General features: G+C 55.5%; 23 protein-coding genes. 15 read left to right on the top strand and 8 right to left on the bottom strand.

Annotated elements, in window-relative coordinates; translation table 11 throughout:
* Positions 1-41: 41 nt before the first annotated feature.
* The 3 genes from tamA to AC2T6E_RS12305 are packed head-to-tail and all read left to right on the top strand — an operon-like array spanning position 42 to position 5,895.
* Entirely contained in the window at positions 42-1,775 is a 1,734-nt protein-coding gene (gene tamA / locus AC2T6E_RS12315; RefSeq protein ID WP_120159586.1) for an autotransporter assembly complex protein TamA, read from the top strand.
* Complete coding sequence (gene tamB, locus AC2T6E_RS12310) at positions 1,772-5,548, top strand: autotransporter assembly complex protein TamB (RefSeq protein ID WP_486691966.1); 3,777 nt, start codon at positions 1,772-1,774, stop codon at positions 5,546-5,548. Before tamA ends, tamB begins: the two co-directional genes overlap by 4 nt.
* Before the next feature lie 2 nt (positions 5,549-5,550).
* Positions 5,551-5,895 (top strand): gamma-glutamylcyclotransferase family protein, encoded by a 345-nt coding sequence (locus AC2T6E_RS12305; protein ID WP_010427401.1) that lies wholly within the window; start codon positions 5,551-5,553, stop codon positions 5,893-5,895.
* Here AC2T6E_RS12305 and AC2T6E_RS12300 read toward each other — a convergent pair.
* The 4 genes from AC2T6E_RS12300 to ppa form a co-directional block, all read right to left on the bottom strand.
* Positions 5,875-6,192 carry a hypothetical protein gene (locus tag AC2T6E_RS12300; protein ID WP_486691963.1) on the bottom strand — a complete coding sequence of 106 codons (318 nt, stop codon included), beginning with the start codon at positions 6,190-6,192 and terminating at the stop codon, positions 5,875-5,877. The two genes, AC2T6E_RS12305 and AC2T6E_RS12300, sit on opposite strands and share 21 nt — an antisense overlap.
* A 21-nt stretch (positions 6,193-6,213) precedes the next feature.
* The gene (locus AC2T6E_RS12295) at positions 6,214-6,684 is read right to left on the bottom strand and encodes a hypothetical protein (protein WP_126816379.1); all 471 of its coding nucleotides are present in this window, start codon (positions 6,682-6,684) and stop codon (positions 6,214-6,216) included.
* Entirely contained in the window at positions 6,681-7,265 is a 585-nt protein-coding gene (locus tag AC2T6E_RS12290; RefSeq protein WP_486691961.1) for a hypothetical protein, read from the bottom strand. Before AC2T6E_RS12290 ends, AC2T6E_RS12295 begins: the two co-directional genes overlap by 4 nt.
* A 222-nt stretch (positions 7,266-7,487) precedes the next feature.
* Positions 7,488-8,018 (bottom strand): inorganic diphosphatase, encoded by a 531-nt coding sequence (ppa, locus tag AC2T6E_RS12285; protein ID WP_010427397.1) that lies wholly within the window; start codon positions 8,016-8,018, stop codon positions 7,488-7,490.
* Positions 8,019-8,327: 309 nt separating this feature from the next.
* On the opposite strand from ppa, the gene ytfQ reads away from it, so the two are divergent.
* The 5 genes from ytfQ (at position 8,328) to AC2T6E_RS12260 (ending at position 14,541) form a co-directional block, all read left to right on the top strand.
* Positions 8,328-9,284, top strand: coding sequence for a galactofuranose ABC transporter substrate-binding protein YtfQ (gene ytfQ, locus AC2T6E_RS12280; protein WP_014882271.1), 957 nt, complete (start codon positions 8,328-8,330; stop codon positions 9,282-9,284).
* 65 nt (positions 9,285-9,349) lie between these two features.
* Positions 9,350-10,852 carry a galactofuranose ABC transporter, ATP-binding protein YtfR gene (ytfR, locus tag AC2T6E_RS12275; RefSeq protein ID WP_010427395.1) on the top strand — a complete coding sequence of 501 codons (1,503 nt, stop codon included), beginning with the start codon at positions 9,350-9,352 and terminating at the stop codon, positions 10,850-10,852.
* A 10-nt stretch (positions 10,853-10,862) separates the two neighbouring features.
* Positions 10,863-11,888 (top strand): galactofuranose ABC transporter, ATP-binding protein YtfT, encoded by a 1,026-nt coding sequence (gene ytfT / locus AC2T6E_RS12270; protein WP_174341204.1) that lies wholly within the window; start codon positions 10,863-10,865, stop codon positions 11,886-11,888.
* Positions 11,875-12,876 (top strand): galactofuranose ABC transporter, permease protein YjfF, encoded by a 1,002-nt coding sequence (gene yjfF / locus AC2T6E_RS12265; RefSeq protein ID WP_042714276.1) that lies wholly within the window; start codon positions 11,875-11,877, stop codon positions 12,874-12,876. Before ytfT ends, yjfF begins: the two co-directional genes overlap by 14 nt.
* A gap of 93 nt (positions 12,877-12,969) precedes the next feature.
* A complete protein-coding gene (locus tag AC2T6E_RS12260; protein ID WP_486691957.1) occupies positions 12,970-14,541 on the top strand; it encodes a methyl-accepting chemotaxis protein in 1,572 nt (523 codons plus the stop codon).
* On the opposite strand, the gene AC2T6E_RS12255 is transcribed toward AC2T6E_RS12260, so the two are convergent.
* Positions 14,513-14,869, bottom strand: coding sequence for a helix-turn-helix domain-containing protein (locus tag AC2T6E_RS12255; RefSeq protein ID WP_108417869.1), 357 nt, complete (start codon positions 14,867-14,869; stop codon positions 14,513-14,515). The two genes, AC2T6E_RS12260 and AC2T6E_RS12255, sit on opposite strands and share 29 nt — an antisense overlap.
* Positions 14,870-15,017: 148 nt before the next feature.
* Positions 15,018-16,016 (bottom strand): class 1 fructose-bisphosphatase, encoded by a 999-nt coding sequence (gene fbp / locus AC2T6E_RS12250; RefSeq protein WP_010427386.1) that lies wholly within the window; start codon positions 16,014-16,016, stop codon positions 15,018-15,020.
* A gap of 197 nt (positions 16,017-16,213) precedes the next feature.
* Between fbp and mpl the strand changes: the two genes are divergently transcribed.
* Complete coding sequence (gene mpl, locus AC2T6E_RS12245) at positions 16,214-17,590, top strand: UDP-N-acetylmuramate:L-alanyl-gamma-D-glutamyl-meso-diaminopimelate ligase (protein WP_100165615.1); 1,377 nt, start codon at positions 16,214-16,216, stop codon at positions 17,588-17,590.
* Positions 17,591-17,692: 102 nt separating this feature from the next.
* Here mpl and yjgA read toward each other — a convergent pair whose 3' ends face one another.
* Positions 17,693-18,244: a ribosome biogenesis factor YjgA gene (yjgA, locus tag AC2T6E_RS12240; RefSeq protein WP_010427381.1), complete on the bottom strand. Its 552-nt coding sequence runs from the start codon at positions 18,242-18,244 to the stop codon at positions 17,693-17,695.
* 95 nt (positions 18,245-18,339) lie between these two features.
* On the opposite strand from yjgA, the gene pmbA reads away from it, so the two are divergent.
* Both pmbA and cybC read left to right on the top strand, forming a co-directional pair.
* A complete protein-coding gene (pmbA, locus tag AC2T6E_RS12235) occupies positions 18,340-19,692 on the top strand; it encodes a metalloprotease PmbA (protein ID WP_486691954.1) in 1,353 nt (450 codons plus the stop codon).
* Positions 19,693-19,730: 38 nt separating this feature from the next.
* Entirely contained in the window at positions 19,731-20,117 is a 387-nt protein-coding gene (gene cybC, locus AC2T6E_RS12230; RefSeq protein ID WP_010427378.1) for a cytochrome b562, read from the top strand.
* Positions 20,118-20,187: 70 nt separating this feature from the next.
* On the opposite strand, the gene AC2T6E_RS12225 is transcribed toward cybC, so the two are convergent.
* Complete coding sequence (locus tag AC2T6E_RS12225) at positions 20,188-20,310, bottom strand: Hok/Gef family protein (protein WP_230372849.1); 123 nt, start codon at positions 20,308-20,310, stop codon at positions 20,188-20,190.
* Between the two features lie 451 nt (positions 20,311-20,761).
* On the opposite strand from AC2T6E_RS12225, the gene AC2T6E_RS12220 reads away from it, so the two are divergent.
* Genes AC2T6E_RS12220 through AC2T6E_RS12205 form a run of 4 tightly spaced genes read left to right on the top strand, consistent with a single transcriptional unit; the run spans position 20,762 to position 22,574 of the window.
* Positions 20,762-21,100: a glycine dehydrogenase gene (locus tag AC2T6E_RS12220; protein WP_108417867.1), complete on the top strand. Its 339-nt coding sequence runs from the start codon at positions 20,762-20,764 to the stop codon at positions 21,098-21,100.
* A gap of 10 nt (positions 21,101-21,110) precedes the next feature.
* On the top strand, positions 21,111-21,473 hold the full coding sequence (locus AC2T6E_RS12215) for an SFCGS family glycine-rich protein (protein ID WP_010427372.1): 363 nt from the start codon (positions 21,111-21,113) through the stop codon (positions 21,471-21,473).
* A gap of 2 nt (positions 21,474-21,475) precedes the next feature.
* The gene (locus AC2T6E_RS12210; RefSeq protein ID WP_174341202.1) at positions 21,476-21,775 is read left to right on the top strand and encodes a DUF4312 family protein; all 300 of its coding nucleotides are present in this window, start codon (positions 21,476-21,478) and stop codon (positions 21,773-21,775) included.
* A 22-nt stretch (positions 21,776-21,797) separates the two neighbouring features.
* Positions 21,798-22,574, top strand: coding sequence for a DUF4311 domain-containing protein (locus AC2T6E_RS12205; RefSeq protein WP_008501408.1), 777 nt, complete (start codon positions 21,798-21,800; stop codon positions 22,572-22,574).
* Positions 22,575-22,578: the final 4 nt, after the last annotated feature.

Below are 22,578 nucleotides of genomic sequence, written 5' to 3'. Positions count from 1 at the left end.
ATTTGCTTCCAGGGTGGAAACAGGGATATTCAGGAGAAAACGTGACAAAAATCCGCCAGTTATGTTTGGTCAGTGTATTGCTGACAAGCGGGGTTGCCAGCGCGGCGAATGTCCGTTTGCAGGTTGAGGGGTTATCCGGGGCGCTGGAAAAAAACGTGCGCGCGCAGTTATCGACGATCCAGAGTGACGAAGTGACGCCGGACCGGCGTTTTCGCGCGCGCGTGGATGACGCGATCCGCGAAGGACTGAAAGCGCTGGGGTATTACGAACCCACCATTGATTTCGACCTCCGCCCGCCACCAAAGAAGGGGCGTCAGGTGCTGATTGCCCGCGTCTCAGCGGGTGAGCCGGTATTGATTGGCGGTACCAACGTGGTGCTGCGCGGCGGCGCGCGTACGGATCGGGATTACCTGGATCTGCTGAGTACCCGTCCTAAAGTTGGCACCGTTCTGAATCACGGCGACTACGATCATTTTAAAAAATCCTTAACCAACGTCGCGCTACGTAAAGGCTATTTCGACAGCCAGTTTAATAAAAGCCAGCTTGGCGTAGCGCTGGAGAGGCGTCAGGCCTTCTGGGACATCGACTACGACAGCGGTGAACGCTATCGTTTTGGCGATGTGACGTTCGAAGGATCGCAGATCCGCGAGGAGTACCTGCAAAACCTGGTACCGTTTAAAAAAGGCGACTATTACCAGTCGAGCGACCTGGGCGAACTCAACCGCCGTTTGTCGGCAACCGGCTGGTTTAACTCGGTGATTGTCGCGCCGGAATTTGAAAAGTCCCGTAAAACGAAAGTCTTGCCGCTGCATGGCGTGGTCTCTCCGCGCACCGAGAACACCATTGAAACCGGTGTCGGCTACTCCACGGACGTTGGCCCACGCGTGAAAACATCGTGGAAAAAACCGTGGATGAACTCCTACGGCCACAGCCTGACCACAAGTCTGAGCCTCTCTGCGCCTGAGCAGCAGCTGGATTTCAGCTACAAAATGCCGCTGCTGAAAAATCCGCTTGAGCAGTATTACCTTCTGCAGGGCGGCTTTAAGCGCACCGACCTGAACGACACCGAGCAGGACTCAACGACGCTTGCCGTATCGCGTTTCTGGGATCTTTCAAGCGGCTGGCAGCGCGCCATTAACCTGCGCTGGAGCCTCGACCACTTTACCCAGGCCAACGTCACCAACACCACCATGCTGCTTTATCCGGGCGTGATGATCAGCCGCACCCGCTCGCGCGGGGGCCTGATGCCGACCTGGGGCGACTCACAGCGCTACTCCATCGATTATTCCAACACCGCCTGGGGCTCCGACGTGGACTTCTCCGTCTTTCAGGCGCAAAACGTCTGGATCCGCACGCTGTACGACAAACACCGCTTTGTGATGCGCGGCAACCTGGGCTGGATTGAAACGGGCGATTTCGAACGCGTGCCGCCCGATCTGCGCTTCTTCGCCGGGGGCGACCGCAGCATTCGCGGGTATAAGTACAAATCGATCTCACCTGAAAACGAAAAAGGCCAGCTGACCGGGGCATCAAAACTGGCGACCGGCTCGCTGGAGTATCAGTACAACGTCAGCGGCAAGTGGTGGGGAGCCATGTTCGTGGACGGCGGTGAAGCGGTGAACGACATCCGCCGCAGCGATTTCAAAACCGGCGCGGGCGTAGGCGTGCGCTGGCAGTCTCCCGTCGGGCCCATCAAGCTCGATTTCGCCGTTCCGGTGGGCGACAAAGACGAACACGGTTTACAGTTTTACATCGGTCTGGGGCCTGAATTATGAGTTTATGGAAGAAGATAAGCCTCGGCGTACTGATTTTTATCGTGCTGCTGCTCGGTACGGTGGCGTTTCTGGTGGGCACCACCACCGGCCTGCATCTGCTGTTTAACGCGGCTAACCGCTGGGTGCCGGGGCTGGAAATTGGCCAGGTGACGGGTGGCTGGCGCGACCTGCGTTTGAAGAACATTCGTTATGAGCAGCCGGGTGTGGCCGTTAATGCAGGCGAATTCCATCTGGCCGTGACGCTGGGCTGTCTGCGGGACAGTAAGCTCTGCGTGAACGACCTGTCGCTAAAAGATGTGAACGTGGCGATAGATTCAAAAAAAATGCCGAAGTCTACGCCGGTCGAGGAAGAGGATAGCGGCCCGCTGAATCTGTCCACACCGTACCCGATTGCGCTCTATCGGGTGGCGCTGGATAACGTCAATATCAAAATCGACGACACCACCGTGTCCGTGATGGATTTCACCTCCGGCCTGCGCTGGCAGGAGAAAAACCTTACCCTGACGCCAACGTCCCTGCAGGGGCTGCTGATTGCGCTACCGAAAGTGGCCGACGTGGCGCAGGAAGAGATTGTTGAGCCGAAGATCCAGAACCCGCAGCCGGAAGAAAAGCCGCTGGGTGAAACGCTGAAAGATCTCTTCTCGAAACCGGTTCTGCCGGAGATGACCGACGTGCATCTGCCGCTGAACCTCAACATTGAGGAATTCAAAGGCGAACAGCTGCGTCTGACGGGCGATACCGACCTGACGGTCTATAACATGCTGCTGAAAGTCAGCAGCATTGACGGCAACATGAAGCTCGACGCGCTGGATATCGACACCAATCAGGGCTCTGTCAATGCGTCAGGGAATGCCCTGCTGCGCGACAACTGGCCGGTGGATATCACCCTCAACAGCGCCCTGAACATCGACCCGCTGAAAGGCGAAAAGGTGAAGGTCAAAGTAGGCGGGGCGCTGCGCGAGAAGCTGGACGTCGGGGTCAATCTCTCCGGCCCGGTGGACATGGTCCTGCGCGCGCAAACGCAGCTGGCGGAGGCCGGGCTGCCGCTCAATCTTGAGATTGTCAGCAAGCAGCTTTACTGGCCGTTTACTGGCGAAAAACAGTTCCAGGCCGATGACCTGAAGCTGAAGCTGAGCGGCAAGATGACCGATTACACGTTGTCGTTCCGCACCGCGGTGAAGGGGCAGGGCGTGCCGCCCGCGAACATTACGCTGGATGCAAAAGGCAACGAACAGCAGGTTAACCTCGACAAGCTGACCGTCGCGGCGCTGGAAGGCAAAACCGAGCTGACCGCGCTGCTTGACTGGCAGCAGGCAATCAGCTGGCGCGGCGAGCTGAAGCTGACGGGCATTAATACTGCCAAAGAGGTGCCGGACTGGCCGTCGAAACTGGACGGTCTGATTAAAACCCGCGGTAGCCTGTACGGCGGCACCTGGCAGATGGACGTACCGGAAATCAAGCTCACCGGGAACGTGAAGCAGAACAAGGTTAACGTTGAAGGCTCGTTGAAAGGCAACAGCTATCTGCAGTGGATCATCCCGGGGCTGCACGTGGCGCTGGGCCGCAACACGGCGGATATCAAAGGCGAGCTGGGCGTGAAGGATCTCAACCTGGATGCCACCATCGACGCGCCGAATCTGGATAACGCCCTGCCGGGTCTTGGCGGCACGGCGAAAGGGTTGGTGAAGGTGCGCGGTACGGTGGAGGCGCCGCAGCTGCTGGCGGATATCACCGCCAATAACCTGCGCTGGCAGGAGCTGAGCGTTGCCCGCGTTCGCGTTGAAGGGGATGTAAAATCCACCGATCAGATCGGCGGCAATCTGAACCTGCGCGTGGAGCGTATCTCCCAGCCGGATGTGAACATCAATCTGGTGACGCTGGAAGCCAAAGGCAACGAGAAGCAGCACGATCTCCAGCTGCGCGTGCAGGGCGAACCGGTGTCCGGCCAGCTCCATCTGACGGGAAGCTTCGACCGCAAAGCGGAACGCTGGAAGGGGCAACTGGATAACACCCGTTTCAGCACGCCGGTTGGGCCGCTGGCGCTGTCGCGCTCCATTGCGCTGGACTACCGCAACGCCGAGCAGAAGATCAGCATCGGACCGCACTGCTGGACCAACCCTAACGCAGAACTTTGCGTACCGCAGACTATTGATGCGGGGGCAGAAGGGCGCGCGCAGATTAACCTCAACCGCTTCGATCTGGCGATGCTAAAGCCGTTTATGCCGGACACGACCCAGGCCAGCGGCGTCTTCAGCGGTAAAGCGGATGTCGCATGGGACACCACCAAAGAGGGGCTGCCGCAGGGCAGCGTGACGCTCTCCGGGCGTAACGTGAAGGTGACGCAAGAAGTCAACGACGCGCCGCTGCCGGTGGCGTTCGACACCCTGAACCTGAGTGCCGATCTGCATAACAACCGTGCTGAGCTGGGATGGACGATCCGCCTGACCAACAACGGTCAGCTGGACGGGCAGGTGCAGATTACCGATCCGCAAGGGCGGCGTAATCTCGGCGGTAACGTGAATATCCGCAATTTCAACCTGGCGATGGTGAACCCCATTTTCGCGCGCGGGGAAAAAGCCGTGGGACTGCTCAATGCCAATCTGCGTCTGGCTGGCAACGCGGAAAGCCCGCAGCTGTTTGGTCAGATGCGGCTCAGCGGGCTCGATATTGACGGTAACTTTATGCCGTTCGACATGCAGCCGAGCCAGATAGCACTGAACTTCAACGGCATGAGTTCGACGCTGAACGGCTCGGTGCTGACCCAGCAGGGGCAAATTAATCTGAGCGGTGATGCTGACTGGAGCCAGCTTGATAACTGGCGCGCACGCATCGCGGCGAAGGGGAGCCGGGTACGCATCACCGTACCGCCGATGGTGCGTCTGGATGTCTCACCTGACGTCGTCTTTGAGGCGACACCGAGCCTGTTCACTCTGGACGGTCGTGTCGACGTGCCGTGGGCGCGTATCGTGGTTCACGAGGTACCGGAAAGTGCAGTCGGCGTCTCCAGCGATGAAGTTATGCTCAGTGAAAATCTGAAACCTGTTGAACAACAGAGCGCAGGCATACCAATCAATAGTAATCTTATCGTGCACGTGGGGAATAACGTGCGGTTGGATGCGTTTGGGCTGAAGGCGAGGCTCACGGGCGATCTGAAAGTGGCGCAGGACAGTCAAGGGCTGGGCCTTAACGGGCAAATCAATATTCCTGATGGGCGTTTCCACGCCTACGGTCAGGATCTGATTGTGCGTAAAGGCGAGCTGTTGTTCTCCGGTCCACCGGATCAGCCGGTGCTCAATATCGAAGCCATTCGTAACCCTGAAGCGACTGAAAACGATGTGATTGCTGGCGTGCGTGTCACCGGCTCTGCCGACGAACCCAAAGCGGAGATCTTCTCCGACCCGGCCATGTCGCAGCAAGAAGCACTTTCTTATCTCCTGCGTGGACAGGGACTGGATAGCGCACAAGGCGATGGTGCTGCGATGACATCAATGTTAGTGGGTCTGGGGGTTGCACAAAGTGGTCAGGTTGTGGGTAAAATCGGCGAGACGTTCGGCGTAAGCAATCTGGCGCTGGACACCCAGGGCGTGGGCGACTCCTCGCAGGTGGTGGTCAGCGGCTATGTACTGCCGGGTCTGCAGGTAAAATATGGTGTGGGGATCTTTGACTCACTGGCAACACTCACGCTACGCTATCGCCTGATGCCTAAGCTATATCTGGAAGCAGTGTCCGGCGTAGACCAGGCACTTGATCTGCTCTATCAGTTTGAGTTTTAGCAATGCGAATATTTGTGTACGGCAGTTTACGAACCAAGCAAGGCAACAGTCACTGGATGACCAATGCCCTGCTGCTGGGGAATTACAATATCGAGAACTACCAGTTGTACAGTCTGGGCCACTATCCAGGCGCGGTTCCGGGGGAAGGAACAGTACAGGGTGAAGTTTATCGTATTGACAATGCTACGCTTGCCGAACTTGATGCCTTGCGCACCAGGGGCGGTGAATACGCTCGCCAGTTGATCCAGACGCCATACGGAAGTGCGTGGATGTACGTTTATCAGCGTCCTGTTGATGGGCTAACGCGGATTGAAAGCGGTAACTGGTTAGACAGAGACCAGTACTGAAAAAAAAAGCAACGCCACCGAAAGGTGGCGTTGCTTTTTTTGTTCCTTCAACTCTCTTCTGTATCCCGGCGCCGGGTTAAAAACAGAGGAACGAACAGCATGATGTACGGGGCAATAAGCCATAACAAACACAGGGCTCGTGAACGGCCATAGTAGTTTATGCACCGCGTATTGCTTGAAATCACGGGCAGGAAAAACAGTAAAAACAGCAGAATCGCATAATCGCTTCGATAAGGGAGCCATAAGTAAAACAAAAACCAGGCAAGCTGGAATGTCATGATGCAGAGATACTGCCATTTGCTGTCTTTTCCGTAACAGTCAAACGCCTTTATGTAGCCCATCTTTATGCTTTGAAGAAAGAAACTTAGCATGTATAACGCTCACGATCGCGACGGTCAGGAGTGTGCTCGTCAGCAACGCCCCTAAAAAATAGCTGTGGGTGATATCAGTAGCACCCGAGCTTAAAGTATGTAATTTACTATATCCTCTATCTACTGCAACAAAAAGCGTATATAGCCCGATGTTAATACAGAATTGAAGTAGGCAAGAAGTGACAATATTCGCTGGAATTCTTTTTAATAGAGTGAGTAATGCATAAATAATACTTGCTGATAGAGCGAAGTAAAACCCGTTAAATAAACTTGATAGTAAGGAACTGTTTATTTCGCTGAATATTAAATTATCGCTTCCATAGTACCATGACAGATATTCAACATACGTACCTCTGCCAAATATAAAGGAGGCAATAATAAGGACGAATAGGCTCACGGTATGGTTTTTCTTGCTCATGATTTTGCTCCCTTAGATAGCAGTTCCTTCATCGTTTTACTGGCTTCTAGCTGATCTTTGATTATGGCAAGGTCACGAGTATTGTGGTTATATTTTGCAATAGCGGTTGGCGTACCTTTACCACCATTGTCCATAAAGAAGACAATATCCTTACGACCATAAAGAAGAACTTGTGGGATGGGATCACGCCCATAACTCACCGCCTGCGGCAGGGCGTGGATAGACTCTGTCGTGAGGAACCGAGGAATATTTTCATGCTCAATATTACCTAAAGGTGTTGTGGCAACAAGAGATCCAATAAAATCGGTCGTATACACTAACGCATCTGTATCTTTGGTCGTTACTTTTGAACCCGTAATATATTTTATCTGTTGCCAAAGGGTAATATCTTTAGGGATAACCTTAACGCCATCCATAAACATATCTTGCTTGCGCTTTAGCTGAATGACAGTACGGTGCACCTGTGTTAAAGAGGGGCTGATTTCCCCAACAGAAGGCATAAGACCATCGCGGGAATACAGCCGTTCAATGATAAAATAAATCCCAGTTGGGCGGGCAACATCAATGTTAATGGATGACATATGAATCCTGTAAGGAATGGGGATTAATGCTCATCGTGACAGTATGTTGTGAAGAGCCAGGCTATTCAACCACTCCCACCATAAATGATAGGGTGTCTTTTCTGTTTTTAATATCCAAATCAAAAAGAATGGGATTTTTCTTAAATAATACGTTTGTGCCGATTTTAACCAAAGAAATAAAAAAGCCCCGACATGCGGGGCTTTATCGACAGGCAGTAAGAATTACTTCTTAGCCGCGCGCTCGAAAGAGGCGATGATTTCTGCTTTCGCCGCTTCAGCGTTGTCCCAGCCGTCAACCTTAACCCACTTGCCTTTTTCGAGGTCTTTGTAGTGCTCGAAGAAGTGAGTGATCTGCGCTTTCAGCAGCTCTGGCAGGTCGTTCACATCTTTGATGTGATCGTACTCTTTGCTCAGCTTGGTGTGCGGTACCGCAACCAGCTTCGCATCTTCACCGGATTCGTCGGTCATTTTCAGCACGCCAACTGGACGGCAGCGAATGACGGAGCCTGGCTCCAGTGGGTATGGCGTTGGGACCAGCACGTCAACCGGGTCACCGTCCAGAGACAGGGTGTGGTTGATGTAACCGTAGTTGCACGGATAGAACATCGCGGTAGACATGAAACGGTCTACGAACAGGGCGCCGCTCTCTTTGTCCACTTCGTATTTGATCGGATCTGCGTTAGCCGGGATTTCGATAACTACGTAGATGTCTTCTGGCAGTTCTTTACCCGCTGGGACGTTGAGTAAGCTCATGTCGGTGTCCTTTAAAATGGATGGTAAACAAGTGGCAGGTATTATAGCCAACTCGCGCTGAATGTCTCCGCCTGTTTTCGCCATCTTCCCTCGTTGACCCCACTTTTCAGACCGTTTCCATGACAGGAAAATCCATAAACTCAGCCGCATTTTTAATGGTGAAATGAAAGCGATTACAAACTTGTGATTAACGTTTTATTCACTTTTCTGAAGTGTGATGTAACGCAATTCGTTACATATTTCATTGGCTATAGTCATTTCGCAGAACATCTTTTAACCAACAATAACTCACCCTACGAGGACGTTCATATGTGGAAGCGCTTACTTCTTGTCACAGCAGTTTCGGCAGCCATGTCGTCTATGGCGATGGCCGCACCTTTAACCGTAGGTTTTTCGCAAGTCGGCTCTGAATCCGGCTGGCGAGCGGCAGAAACCAACGTCGCGAAAAGCGAGGCCCAGAAACGCGGGATCACGCTGAAAATCGCCGATGGTCAGCAAAAACAAGAGAACCAGATCAAAGCCGTACGCTCCTTTATCGCCCAGGGCGTAGATGCCATCTTTATTGCGCCCGTCGTGGCGACCGGCTGGGAGCCCGTGCTGAAGGAAGCGAAAGACGCGGAGATCCCGGTCTTCCTGCTCGATCGTTCCATTGATGTAAAAGACAAATCTCTCTATATGACCACCGTGACGGCCAATAACGTGCTTGAAGGACAGTTAATTGGTGACTGGCTGGTGAAACAGGTCGACGGCAAGCCTTGTAACGTCGTTGAACTGCAGGGCACCGTCGGTGCGAGCGTGGCCATCGACCGTAAGAAAGGCTTTGCTGAAGCCATCGCTAAAGCGCCAAACATTAAAATTATCCGCTCTCAGTCCGGTGACTTTACCCGCAGTAAGGGCAAAGAGGTCATGGAGAGCTTTATCAAGGCTGAAAACAACGGCAAGAACATCTGCATGGTTTACGCCCACAACGATGACATGGTGATCGGTGCGATTCAGGCGATTAAAGAAGCGGGTCTGAAACCGGGCAAAGATATCCTCACCGGCTCTATCGACGGCGTGCCGGACATCTACAAAGCGATGATCGACGGTGAAGCCAACGCCAGCGTGGAGCTGACGCCGAACATGGCGGGCCCGGCCTTCGACGCGCTGGAGAAATTCAAGAAAGACGGCACGATGCCTGAGAAGGTGACGGTCACCAAGTCCACGCTCTACCTGCCGGATACGGCGAAAGAAGAGTTAGAGAAGAAGAAAAATATGGGCTACTGATCCAGTGAAATTGCCGGGTGGCGCTGCGCTTACCCGGCCTACCGGAACGTGCCGGGGACGTAAATATGAATACTGAACAACACCAGGAAATCCTCCGCACAGAGGGCTTGAGTAAATTCTTCCCCGGCGTGAAGGCGCTGGATAACGTCGATTTCAGCCTGCGTCGCGGCGAGATTATGGCGCTGCTGGGCGAGAACGGCGCGGGGAAATCGACGCTGATAAAAGCGCTGACCGGCGTGTATCACGCCGATCGCGGCACCATCTGGCTGGAAGGTAACGCCATTTCGCCAAAAAATACCGCCCATGCCCAACAGTTGGGGATTGGGACGGTGTATCAGGAAGTCAACCTGCTGCCGAACATGTCGGTGGCGGATAACCTGTTTATTGGCCGTGAGCCACGTCGTTTTGGCCTGCTGCGCCGCAAAGAGATGGAAGCGCGGGCGACAAAACTGATGGAATCATACGGCTTTTCCCTCGACGTCCGCGAGCCGCTGAACCGCTTTTCCGTGGCGATGCAGCAGATCGTCGCCATCTGCCGGGCTATCGATCTCTCGGCAAAGGTGCTGATCCTCGATGAACCCACCGCCAGCCTGGATACTCAGGAAGTCGAAATGCTCTTCACCCTGATGCGCCAGTTGCGCGATCAGGGCGTGAGCCTGATCTTCGTTACGCACTTCCTCGATCAGGTGTATGAAGTGAGCGATCGCATCACGGTGCTGCGCAACGGCAGCTTTGTCGGCTGCCGCGAGACCCGCGAGCTACCGCAGATTGAGCTGGTGAAAATGATGCTGGGCCGAGAGCTGGAAACCAACGCCCTTCAGCGTGCAGGGCGCACGCTGCTGAGCGAAAAACCGGTCGCCGCGTTCAGCGATTACGGCAAAAAAGGGGTGATCTCGCCGTTTAACCTTGAGGTTCGCCCCGGTGAGATTGTTGGCCTGGCGGGCCTGCTAGGCTCAGGCCGAACCGAAACCGCCGAGGTGATCTTCGGGATCAAACCTGCCGACAGCGGCAGGGCGCTGATCAAGGGCAAACCGCAAACCCTGCGATCGCCGCATCAGGCGTCCTGTCTGGGCGTCGGCTTCTGCCCGGAAGACCGGAAAACGGACGGCATTATTGCCGCCGCCTCGGTGCGGGAAAACATCATTCTGGCGCTGCAGGCGCAGCGCGGGTGGCTGCGTCCCATTCCGCGTAAAGAACAAAACGCCATTGCTGAGCGCTTTATCCGTCAGCTTGGTATTCGCACCCCGAGCGCGGAACAGCCCATAGAATTTCTCTCCGGCGGTAACCAGCAGAAGGTTCTCCTCTCGCGCTGGCTGCTGACCAAACCGCAGTTCCTGATCCTCGACGAGCCGACGCGCGGCATTGATGTAGGCGCGCACGCCGAAATTATCCGGCTTATCGAAACGCTGTGCGCGGACGGCCTGGCGCTGCTGGTCATTTCGTCCGAGCTTGAGGAGCTGGTGGGTTATGCCGATCGCGTCATTATCATGCGCGATCGCAAGCAGGTAGCAGAGATCCCGCTGGATAAGCTGTCCGTTCCGGCAATCATGAATGCCATCGCGGCGTAAGGAGCTAATCGTGATGCCCCGTTCACTTTCGCAAACCGGTGAGTCAAAGCGCCGCTTCAGCTGGCCGACCGGCACGCCGCAAATCGCGGCGCTGCTGGTGGTTTTACTGGTGGATAGCCTGGTCGCGCCGCATTTCTTCCAGATCATCGTGCAGGATGGCCGCCTGTTTGGCAGCCCGATTGACATCCTGAACCGTGCCGCGCCCGTGGCGCTGCTGGCGATTGGTATGACGCTGGTGATCGCCACCGGCGGGATTGACCTCTCCGTCGGCGCGGTGATGGCGATTGCTGGCGCCACCGCCGCCTCAATGACCGTGGCCGGGCACAGCCTGCCGGTGGTGCTGCTGGCCGCACTGGGCTCCGGGGTATTAGCCGGGCTCTGGAACGGCATTCTGGTGGCGGTGCTGAAAATTCAGCCCTTTGTTGCCACCCTGATCCTGATGGTGGCCGGGCGCGGCGTGGCGCAGCTGATTACGTCCGGGCAGATCGTCACCTTTAACTCCCCGAGCCTGGCGTGGCTCGGTAGCGGCAACCTTCTGTTCTTCCCGACTCCGGTGATTATTGCCCTCGTGACGCTGCTTATCTTTTGGCTCTTTACCCGCAAAACGGCGCTCGGCATGTTTATTGAAGCGGTGGGGATCAACATCCGCGCCGCGCGCAACGCCGGGGTCAACACCCGCTTGATGGTGATGCTGACCTACGTGCTGAGCGGCGTCTGCGCCGCCATTGCCGGGGTCATCGTCGCGGCGGATATTCGCGGGGCCGATGCCAACAACGCCGGGTTATGGCTGGAGCTGGACGCGATCCTCGCGGTGGTGATCGGCGGCGGGTCGCTGATGGGCGGGCGCTTTAACCTGCTGCTCTCGGTGGTGGGGGCGCTGATCATTCAGGGCATGAACACCGGCATCCTGCTCTCGGGATTCCAGCCGGAACTCAACCAGGTGGTGAAAGCGGTGGTCGTGCTCTGCGTGCTGATCGTCCAGTCGCCGCGCTTTGTCAGCATCATTAAGGGGATCCGTGGCCATGATAAAACGTAATTTGCCGTTGATGATCACGCTGGGCGTGTTTGTGCTGGGGTATCTCTACTGCCTCACCCAGTTTCCCGGTTTCGCCTCCACGCGTGTGATCTGCAATATCCTGACCGATAACGCCTTTTTAGGCATCATCGCCGTCGGGATGACCTTTGTGATCCTCTCCGGCGGGATCGATCTCTCCGTCGGCTCGGTGATCGCGTTTACGGGCGTGTTCCTCGCGAAAGCCATTGGGTTCTGGGGCATCTCTCCGCTGGTGGCATTCCCGCTGGTGCTGGCGATGGGCTGCGCGTTTGGTGCCTTTATGGGGCTGCTGATCGACGCGCTGAAAATTCCTGCCTTTATCATCACCCTCGCCGGGATGTTCTTCCTGCGCGGCGTGAGCTATCTGGTGTCGGAGGAGTCGATCCCGATTAACCACCCCATCTACGACACGCTCTCCAGCCTGGCGTGGAAAATCCCCGGCGGCGGCCGCCTGAGCGCGATGGGGCTGCTGATGCTGGGCGTGGTGGTGATTGGCATCTTCCTCGCCCACCGCACCCGGTTTGGCAATCAGGTCTACGCCATTGGCGGTAACGCCACGTCGGCCAACCTGATGGGGATCTCCACCCGCAGCACCACCATCCGCATCTATATGCTTTCGACCGGGCTGGCGACGCTGGCGGGTATCGTCTTCTCTGTGTATACCCAGGCCGGTTACGCGCTGGCGGGCGTCGGCGTTGAGCTGGATGCGATTGCTTCTGTGGTTATCGGCGGCACGCTGCTCAGCGGCGGGGTAGGCACGGTACTGGGCACGCTGTTCGGCGTGGCGATCCAGGGGCTGATACAGACCTACATTAACTTCGACGGCACGCTCAGCTCGTGGTGGACGAAGATTGCCATCGGCATTTTGCTGTTTATTTTTATTGCCCTGCAGCGCGGTCTGACGGTGCTCTGGGAGAATCGTCAAAGCTCGCCTGTTACCCGCGTAAACACATCGGTAACAGAGCCATAACACGCTGAAATTGCTTAAAGTCTAAACATTTTCCGGTAGCGGCCGATACTCTTCTTTTACGCCAAGAAATATCTCGCTACCGGAAATAACATCATGCTGAAAACGCTATCGATTCGTACCGGCTTGCTCTCTTTACTGGCCGTTATGACCCTTCTGCTGCTGATTGTCAGCGGCATTGGTATTTATGCCCTCACACAGAGTTCTTCTTCACTCCAGCGCATCAACCACCTTCAGGGTGAGCAAATGGTGCAGCTTAATTCAGGCTATACGCTGATCCTGCGCGCGCGCAATGAGGCGGGCCAGGCCGTCCGAATGATGGAAATTGGTCTGCTGGACGATGCATCCAAATCGGTAAAAAACATCAATCAGGAAATTGCCCAGGCGCAGAAAACGCTGAAAGCCGTGATCGACGGCGGGGTGGCTGACGAGCAGGGGCAAACGCTGCTGGATAACGTGGCGGCGAGTCTGGCGGCGTATACCCGGCAGGGCATCAACCCGATGCTGAAAGCCCTGAACGACCAGAGTGCGGACGGTTATTACGACCTGATTGAGAACGCGCTGATTCCGGTGGCAAACAAGTTTGATAATGATATGCAGGCTTTCCAGGCGTGGAGCGAAGCGCGTGGCAAAGCGGAAGTTAGCGCCGTGCAGTCGAGCAAAACCCGCGTACTGATCCTGATCGTTGTCGCCGCGCTGCTGACGGCTGGCATTATCGTCCTCGCCTGGCTGGTGCTGCGCCATATGCTGCTGAAGCCGCTCTCGGCATCGATTGCTCAGCTTGAACATGTCGCGGCAGGCGATTTAACCCATACCCTGGATCCGACGGCCAGCCAGGAATTTAACCGGCTCAACGCGGCCATTGAAGCGATGCGTCAGTCGCTGATGGGATCGGTTCTGCGGGTGCGCGATGCCAGTTCGCAAATTGATACCGGCAGCCGGGAGCTGACGGCAGGAAATATGAACCTTGCCCAGCGCACGGAATCTACCGCCACCTCACTTGAGCAAACGGCGGCCAGCATGGAAGAGATCACCGCCACGGTGAAACTCAACGCCGACAACGCCGAGCAGGCGCACCAGCTGGCGAAGTCCGTTTCCGACACGGCCGATCACGGCAGCGAAATGGTCTGCTACGTGATTGAAAAAATGCGCGATATCTCCGGCAGCTCGGCGCGCATCGCCGATATCCTGAGCGTGATCGACGGCATTGCCTTCCAGACCAATATTCTGGCGCTGAACGCCTCCGTTGAAGCCGCGCGTGCGGGCGAACAGGGACGGGGTTTTGCCGTTGTCGCGGGCGAAGTGCGAAACCTGGCCAGCCGCAGTGCCGACGCGGCGAAAGAGATCCGATCGCTTATCAGCGATTCACAAACTCATGTGAATGAGGGGAGCGAACTGGCACAGCAGGCCGGCGAAACGATGGATGAGATCGCAACAGAAGTGCTGCGAATGACCAAACTGATGCGTGAAATTGCGACCGCGTCTCAGGAACAGAGTCGCGGCATTGAGCAGGTGAACATTGCGGTGAACCAGATGGACGAAACGGCGCAGCAAAATGCGGCGCTGGTACAGCAGTCATCCGCCGCGACACGCTCGCTGGAAGAGCAGTCGCGCGAACTGATGGAAGCCATGTCCTCGTTTAAGCTGACGACCCAGACTGCTGCATAATCATATTCATCCCTGGTACGTGCTGTGCCAGGGTTTTATTTGTCGATGAATTTAACGCATTAATATTATCGTGAATATTCCCCATTAATATTTCCAGCGCGCTGGTTAACGCTAACGCTTTTTCTGTGGGTTCAAGATATAAACCTTTACGGTAAAACAGTGGCTCATCAAAAAGTTGATTAAAACGCTTTAGCGCCAGGCTTACCGCCGGGCGGGACATGTCCAGGCGCACAGAGGCTTTCGCCATACTGCCGCAGCGAACAATTTCAATAAAGACAGGAATAAGATTTAAATCAATGCCGGTATTGGCACGAGAATAGTTTTTCATCACGAATAGGCTCCAGGAAATAATTGTCAAACTGTTATGGAAATAATGCAGGAGCAGGGATGAAGATTAAAGCGTCTTTTTTATAAACACTTATACGGTAAAATATATAAATGACTGGGAAGCCGGGCGGCTTCCCAGGAGAAAGGGGTTACGCGTCCGGATACTCACGGATGAAACGTTCAACGTCTTCAACCATGTGGTTGTTGCCGACGAAGAACGAACGGCGCTGGTGCAGGCTTTCCGGCACGATATCCAGAATACGCTCTTTACCGTCGCTCGCCTTGCCGCCCGCCTGTTCGGCGAGGAATGCCATCGGGTTGCATTCGTACAGCAGACGCAGCTTCCCGTCCGGGTGGCTTGCGGTGCTTGGGTAGAGGTAGATGCCGCCTTTCAGCAGGTTGCGGTGGAAGTCAGCGACCAGAGAACCGATATAGCGGGAGGTGTACGGGCGCTGGGTGGCTTTATCTTCTTCCTGGCAGAATTTGATGTACTTCTTCACGCCGCTCGGGAATCGGATGTAGTTGCCTTCGTTGATGGAGTAAGTGTTGCCCTTCTCCGGGAAGCGCATACGTTCCTGGCTCAGGCAGAACACGCCCAGCGACGGATCGTAAGTAAAGGCGTGAACGCCGCAGCCGGTGGTGTACACCAGCATGGTGGACGAACCATACACCACATAGCCCGCAGCAACCTGATTGCTGCCCGGCTGGAGGAAATCTTCTTCGGTGACCGGCGTGCCAACAGGCGTGACGCGGCGGTAGATGGAGAAAATGGTACCGACAGAAACGTTAACGTCGATGTTGGAGGAGCCGTCGAGCGGATCCATCAGGACAACGTATTTCGCGTGTTCGCATCCTTCGAAAACAACAATTTCATCTTCTTCTTCGGAGGCGATACCCGCAACGATGTCGCGCGCGCGCAGTGCAGCTTTCAGTTTTTCATTTGCGAACAGATCGAGTTTCTGTTGAACCTCGCCCTGAACGTTCTCGGCACCGCTGGCACCCAGGATATCGACCAGACCGGCCTTGTTGATATCGCGGTGGATGATCTTAGCGCCCAGCTTTATTGCCGACAGCAAAGCAGTGAGTTCACCGGTAGCATGAGAGAACTCGTGCTGCTTTTCGACAATAAATTCACCTAACGTTTTCATAACACTTTCCCTGCATCTTATGTGAGTAGAGCGATTGTATGTTCACCAAAACGACTAAAGCCCAACAATCTTAACAAATATTCAAATAGTAGCGCACTGGTGAATCGCGCCAGCAAATACGGATTTACCTGAAATGCGTTTCACAGCCGCTAACATGTGAGTAAAATGTGCGCCACATTGAAGAAGGATAGTGACGTATGCGCATTCATATATTGGGGATTTGTGGCACTTTCATGGGTGGACTGGCAATGCTGGCGCGCTCACTGGGCCATGAAGTAACAGGTTCGGACGCCAATGTGTATCCGCCGATGAGCACGCTTCTGGAGAAGCAGGGCATCTCTCTGATTCAGGGCTACGAGGCCAGCCAGCTGGATCCTGAACCGGATCTGGTGATCATTGGCAACGCCATGACCCGTGGTAACCCATGTGTTGAAGCGGTGCTGGAACGCAATATTCCGTTTATGTCTGGCCCACAGTGGCTGCATGATTTTGTGCTGCGCGACCGCTGGGTTGTTGCCGTTGCCGGTACCCACGGCAAAACCACCACCGCCGGAATGGCGACCTGGATCCTCGAAGCCTGCGGCTATAAGCCTGGCTTTGTCATTGGCGGCGTCCCGGGCAACTTCGACGTTTCTGCACGTCTGGGTGACAGCCCGTTCTTTGTGATCGAAGCCGACGAATACGACTGTGCATTCTTCGACAAGCGTTCCAAGTTTGTGCATTACTGCCCGCGCACGCTGATCCTCAACAACCTTGAGTTCGATCACGCGGATATCTTTGACGACCTGAAAGCGATCCAGAAACAGTTCCACCACCTGGTGCGCATTGTTCCGGGTCAGGGCCGCATCATCCTGCCGGAGAACGACATCAACCTGAAGCAAACCCTGGCAATGGGCTGCTGGAGCGAGCAGGAGCTGGTGGGCGAACAGGGTCACTGGCAGGCGAAGAAACTCAACGCCGATGCCTCCGAGTGGGAAGTGCTGCTCGACGGTGAAAAAGTGGGTGAGGTGAAGTGGGGCCTGGTGGGCGAGCACAACATGCACAACGGCCTGATGGCCATTGCTGCGGCGCGTCACGTGGGCGTGCTGCCTGCGGATGCAGCCAATGCGCTGGGCTCGTTCATTAACGCCCGTCGCCGTCTGGAACTGCGCGGCGAAGCGAATGGCGTGACGGTGTATGACGATTTCGCACATCACCCAACGGCGATTCTGGCGACGCTTGCAGCGTTACGCGGTAAGGTTGGCGGCACCGCGCGCATTCTGGCCGTGCTGGAACCGCGCTCGAACACCATGAAAATGGGCATCTGCAAAGATGACCTCGCGCCGTCGTTAGGGCGTGCCGATGAAGTCTTCCTGCTGCAGCCTCAGCATATTCCATGGCAGGTGGCTGAAGTGGCCGATGCCTGCATTCAGCCTGCGCACTGGAGTGCGGATGTGGATGTGCTCGCGGATATGGTGGTGAAAGCCGCTCAGCCCGGTGACCACATTCTGGTGATGAGCAACGGCGGTTTTGGCGGGATCCATCAGAAGCTGCTGGACGGTCTGGCGAAGAAAGCGGAAGCGGCCGCAGAGTAAAAAAAAGCCCGGTGGCGCTAGCGCTTACCGGGCCTACATTTTGCACGACCTTGTAGGCCGGATAAGGCGTTTACGCCGCCATCCGGCGCAAAACCGCACGGATTACTCGTCGTTCTCAGACAGCTCGCGCAGATACTGGAAAATCAGGCGCGCAGACTTCGGCGGTTTATTCCCTTCTTTCTCTTTCTTCGCGTTGCGGATCAAAGAACGCAGCTGCTGGCGGTCGGCATCCGGCCACAGGTTCAGCACTTCCGGTACGGCGTCATCACCCTGTTCAATCAGACGATCGCGGATCTGCTCAAGCTTATGGAAAAACGCAACCTGCTGGTTGTGGCGGTTTTTCAGCTTGTCCAGTGCCTGGCGGATCGGATCGACGTCGCGCTGACGCAGCATTTTCCCGATAAGCTGAAGCTGGCGACGACGGCCTTCTTTTTTGATTTTTTGTGCCAGTTCAATGGCATCACGCAGATCCTGGTCGAGCGGGATCTTATCCAGCGCGTTTTTACCCAGTTCTACCAATTCTGCGCCAAGCTGTTTTAACTCTTCGGCGTCACGTTTAATTTCACTTTTACTGACCCAGATGATCTCATCATCTTCGTCTTCGATGTCATCACCGGGAACGTCGTCGAGCCAGTCTTCGGGCTGCTTAGTCATGTCAGGCTCCTTAAAAAAAGAGGCTAATGTTACCAGTTAAGACGCGCACTGAAAAACGGTTCTCTGTTAGACTTCAGATAACTCTCTCTTACAGTATGGCATTTGCGATGAAAGTAACCTCACAAGTTGAAGCGCAGCGTAAGATTCTGGAAGAAGCCGTCTCCACCGCGCTGATGCTTGCTTCAGAAAAATCAGATGGCGCCGAAGTGGCGGTCAGCAAAACCACCGGCATCAGCGTGAGCACCCGCTATGGCGAAGTGGAGAATGTCGAATTCAACAGCGATGGCGCGCTTGGGATCACGGTGTATCACCAGAATCGCAAAGGCAGCGCGTCATCCACCGATCTCAGTCCGGATGCCATCGCCCGTACGGTGCAGGCGGCGCTGGATATCGCCCGTTATACCTCTCCTGATCCTTACGCAGGCGTGGCGGATAAAGAGCTGCTGGCGTTTGATGCGCCGGATCTCGATCTTTTCCACCCGGCGGAAGTGACTCCGGACGACGCCATAGAACTGGCCGCGCGCGCCGAGCAGGCTTCCCTGCAGGCCGATAAGCGCATCACTAATACCGAAGGCGGCAGCTTCAATAGCCATTACGGCATCAAAGTCTTTGGCAACAGCCACGGCATGCTGCAGGGCTACTGCTCTACCCGCCACTCGCTCTCCAGCTGCGTCATCGCCGAAGAGAACGGAGACATGGAGCGTGACTACGCCTACACCATTGGCCGCGCGCTGGGGGATTTGCAGTCTCCTGAGTGGGTGGGTAAAGAGTGTGCCGAACGCACGCTGTCTCGCTTGTCACCGCGCAAACTCTCCACCATGAAGGCCCCGGTCATCTTTGCTAATGAAGTGGCAACCGGCCTGTTTGGCCATCTGGTGGGCGCTATCGCGGGCGGCTCGGTGTACCGTAAATCGACATTTCTGCTCGACTCGCTGGGCAAGCAGATCCTGCCGGAATGGCTGACCATTGAAGAGCATCCGCACCTGCTGAAAGGGCTGGCCTCCACGCCGTTCGACAGTGAAGGCGTGCGCACCGAACGTCGCGATATTATCAAAGACGGTATTCTGACCCAGTGGCTGCTGACCAATTACTCCGCGCGCAAGCTGGGGCTGAAAAGCACCGGTCACGCGGGCGGGATCCACAACTGGCGCATTGCCGGCCAGGGCCTCAACTTTGAGCAGATGCTGAAAGAGATGGGCACTGGCCTGGTCGTCACTGAACTGATGGGCCAGGGCGTAAGCGGCATCACCGGCGACTACTCGCGCGGCGCGGCGGGCTTCTGGGTCGAAAACGGCGAAATTCAGTATCCGGTGAGCGAAATCACCATCGCGGGTAACCTGAAGGATATGTGGCGCAACATCGTTACGATCGGTAACGATATTGAAACACGTAGCAATATACAGTGTGGTTCAGTTCTTCTGCCCGAAATGAAAATTGCGGGTCAATAAAGATAGCGTTTTGTTAATAATAAAAAAGGAAGTGAGCAATGCGTAAACATCTGTTAGCGATCGTCGCGGCTTCAACGCTGGTTCTTGGTTCGTCTGCGTTTGCCGCCGATCTTGAAGACAACATGGACATCCTCAGTGAAAACCTGAAGGTGGTGCAGAAAACGGACAATGCGGCGGACATGAAAGACGCCTTGACCAAAATGCGTGAAGCGGCGCTGGATGCGCAAAAAGCAACCCCGCCGAAGCTGGAAAGCAAAGCGGCAGACAGTGCAGAGATGAAAGACTATCGCCACGGCTTTGACGTGCTGGTCGGCCAGATCGACGGTGCGCTGAAGCTGGCTAACGAAGGCAAGGTGAAGGAAGCCCAGGCGGCGGCCGACCAGTTTGTGGCGACGCGCAACACCTATCATAAAAAGTATCGTTAATTGGGTGCCTGAGCTGTACGTCCTTCCTCCGTATGCGGAGGCGCATTACGCGCCCCCGCATCTTTGCTCCCTACTTACCGGAGCGACACTCCATCCGCGCGGTCACTTCAAGCGAGCCGTTTCGAAAACGGATCTCGCACAGTGTTTTCCTCGTCACCAGCGTTAAGATGATTATCGTCAAAGAAATAATCATCAAAACCCCGATACTTGGGTTTCTGCGTTTCATGGATGCCTCCTTGCTGTAAAGCGGGCGAGGTAGCAAACATCACGTGGCTAGACGTGTCGTTTACAGCCCCGTCCTGATTTAAATTCAGGTAGGGGCTTTCCACTTTCCGTCCCATGCCTGAGACGGTCAGTCTCAAGCACCCGTCGCCACTCTAGCGAATCCCCATAAGAAAACCTTATCCACGTCACATTTCTACGAGCTTGCTCGTAATCTTTTCCACTTCGCTGACCTGTTCATTGCCGCTGAATAGCGTGATATTCATCACGTAAATACAGCGGTCTATCCAGATTCACCGCATTTATGTGGCACAGATCACTGCTGCTGCTCGCCTTTCCACTTCGAAGTGGAAAACAACTCGCTACAAACAATTCCCCTGCAACGTTAGTTTTATTCCAGAGCCATTAACGGGGTAAGACCAGTGATTAACGGAGCGGTAATGAACGACGTTGGGGAACAGGCGGAGCAAACAGAACAGCTCGCGAACACCATGCTGCAGCAGGTTTATGCCCTGCTGGCCCGGCACGACATCATCCCTAACGCAGTGCAGGAGCAGATGCTGACCTCCCACGTTCGCGCGATGGCGCACCGGTCCGTGACCGGCGAGCCGCTGCCGGAGGTAGAAGCGGAGCTGTTCGACGAAATTTCACCAGATTCAATGCAACTTGCCCGTGAAGTGGTAGCGCAGTTTGGCAACCTTCCTGATGAAGAAGCCTGGCTGCTCTCCGTTCACTTCGAAGTCGCGAAAGACAACCTTTAAGGAGCAACACATGGAACAGATTACAGTCGTGATTGGCGATCGCCTGGGCAAAGGTCAGAAAGTGGCAGCCGGTGTGGAAAAAGCAGGTGGACGCGCGGTTGTCGTACCGGGCATGGCCGCGGACATGAAGCTTGGCGACATGATGAAAGCGGAAAACGCCACCTTCGGCATCTCCTTCTGCGGCAGCGGCGGCGCGGGTGCCATCACGGCGCAAACCAAATATGGCTACAAAGCGAAATACGGCATGCGTTCCGTGGAAGAGGGCGTGACTGCCATCAACGAAGGCTGCAACGTGCTGGGCTTTGGCTTTATGGATAAAGAAGAGCTGGGCGAGCGTCTGGTGCAGGCGTGGCAGAAGAAATACGGCGCATAAGCATGAAAGAACAGTTCTCAACCACGGTGAGAGTGAAGGGAAAAGGCGACGCCAAAGCGCGCGCCTTTGCCGACGCGCTCAACCACGTACAGGCCGCGGTGATGAAAGCCTCACCGCATATCTTACTGCGTATTGAGCCACAGGATGTGCAGGTTGTTCAGGCGCAAGAAGAGGTGCGTAAAGAAGCGTTTCTGTTCTTCTTTTTGCGCCGGGAAAGACGCACCTACAGCGTGGAGCTGGATGTGACCGTCAACGTGACCGCTATCAATCTTGACCAGGTGGATTTCGTCACGCAACGTTGATTATTCATAAAAGGGCAGACTGATGTTCTTAATTATATTAATAAAATCGCTCATCATTGGCGGCCTGGTTGGCGTCGGTGTGGGGGCCGGGGCTGCACGCATGTTTCATGCGCCTACCACACAGGGTATGGGCGCGTTTCGTACGTTGGGGGAACTGAACTCCTGTGAAGGGGATCCGGCGTCCCACTTCTCCTTTGGGTTAGGTTTCTTCTTTAACGCCTGGGCCTCTTCCGTGGCCGCAGGTGCCTTCACACAGGACGTTGACCACCGCATCATCCCGAACTGGGGTGCTGCTGCACTGATGATTAAAAACCGTAACGTCGGTGAAACGCTGCACGATCCCCGCAAAATGGCGATTGCCTGCGGTGTGATCGGCATGATCGTCGTGACCTTCCTTAACCTTACCGCCTCCTCCGTGCCGGCAGCGCTTCAGGTCACCGCCGTGAAGGTGCTGGTGCCTGCGGCTAACCTGCTGGTGAACACCGTCATGCCGGTGATCTTCTGGCTGGCGGCCATCGACGCGGGTAAAAAATCGGGCTTCTGGGCGACCATTTTCGGCGGCGCAGCGCAGCTGATCATGGGCAACGCCGTACCGGGCCTGGTGCTGGGGATCCTGATCGGTAAAGGCGTGGAAGAGAGCGGCTGGAACCACGTCACCAAAGTGATGATGGCGGCCATCGTCCTGCTCTTCGTGCTGAGCGGCTTCTTCCGCGGCTTCGACATGAAGATGATCGAATCCTTCCATCTGACCGTGCCGAACTGGCTCGACATGATCCACAACTCGCTCAGCGGTAAATAACAGG

This window comes from Enterobacter sp. B79-1, assembly GCF_057444735.1.
This window is presented reverse-complemented; position numbering and strand designations above follow the sequence as displayed.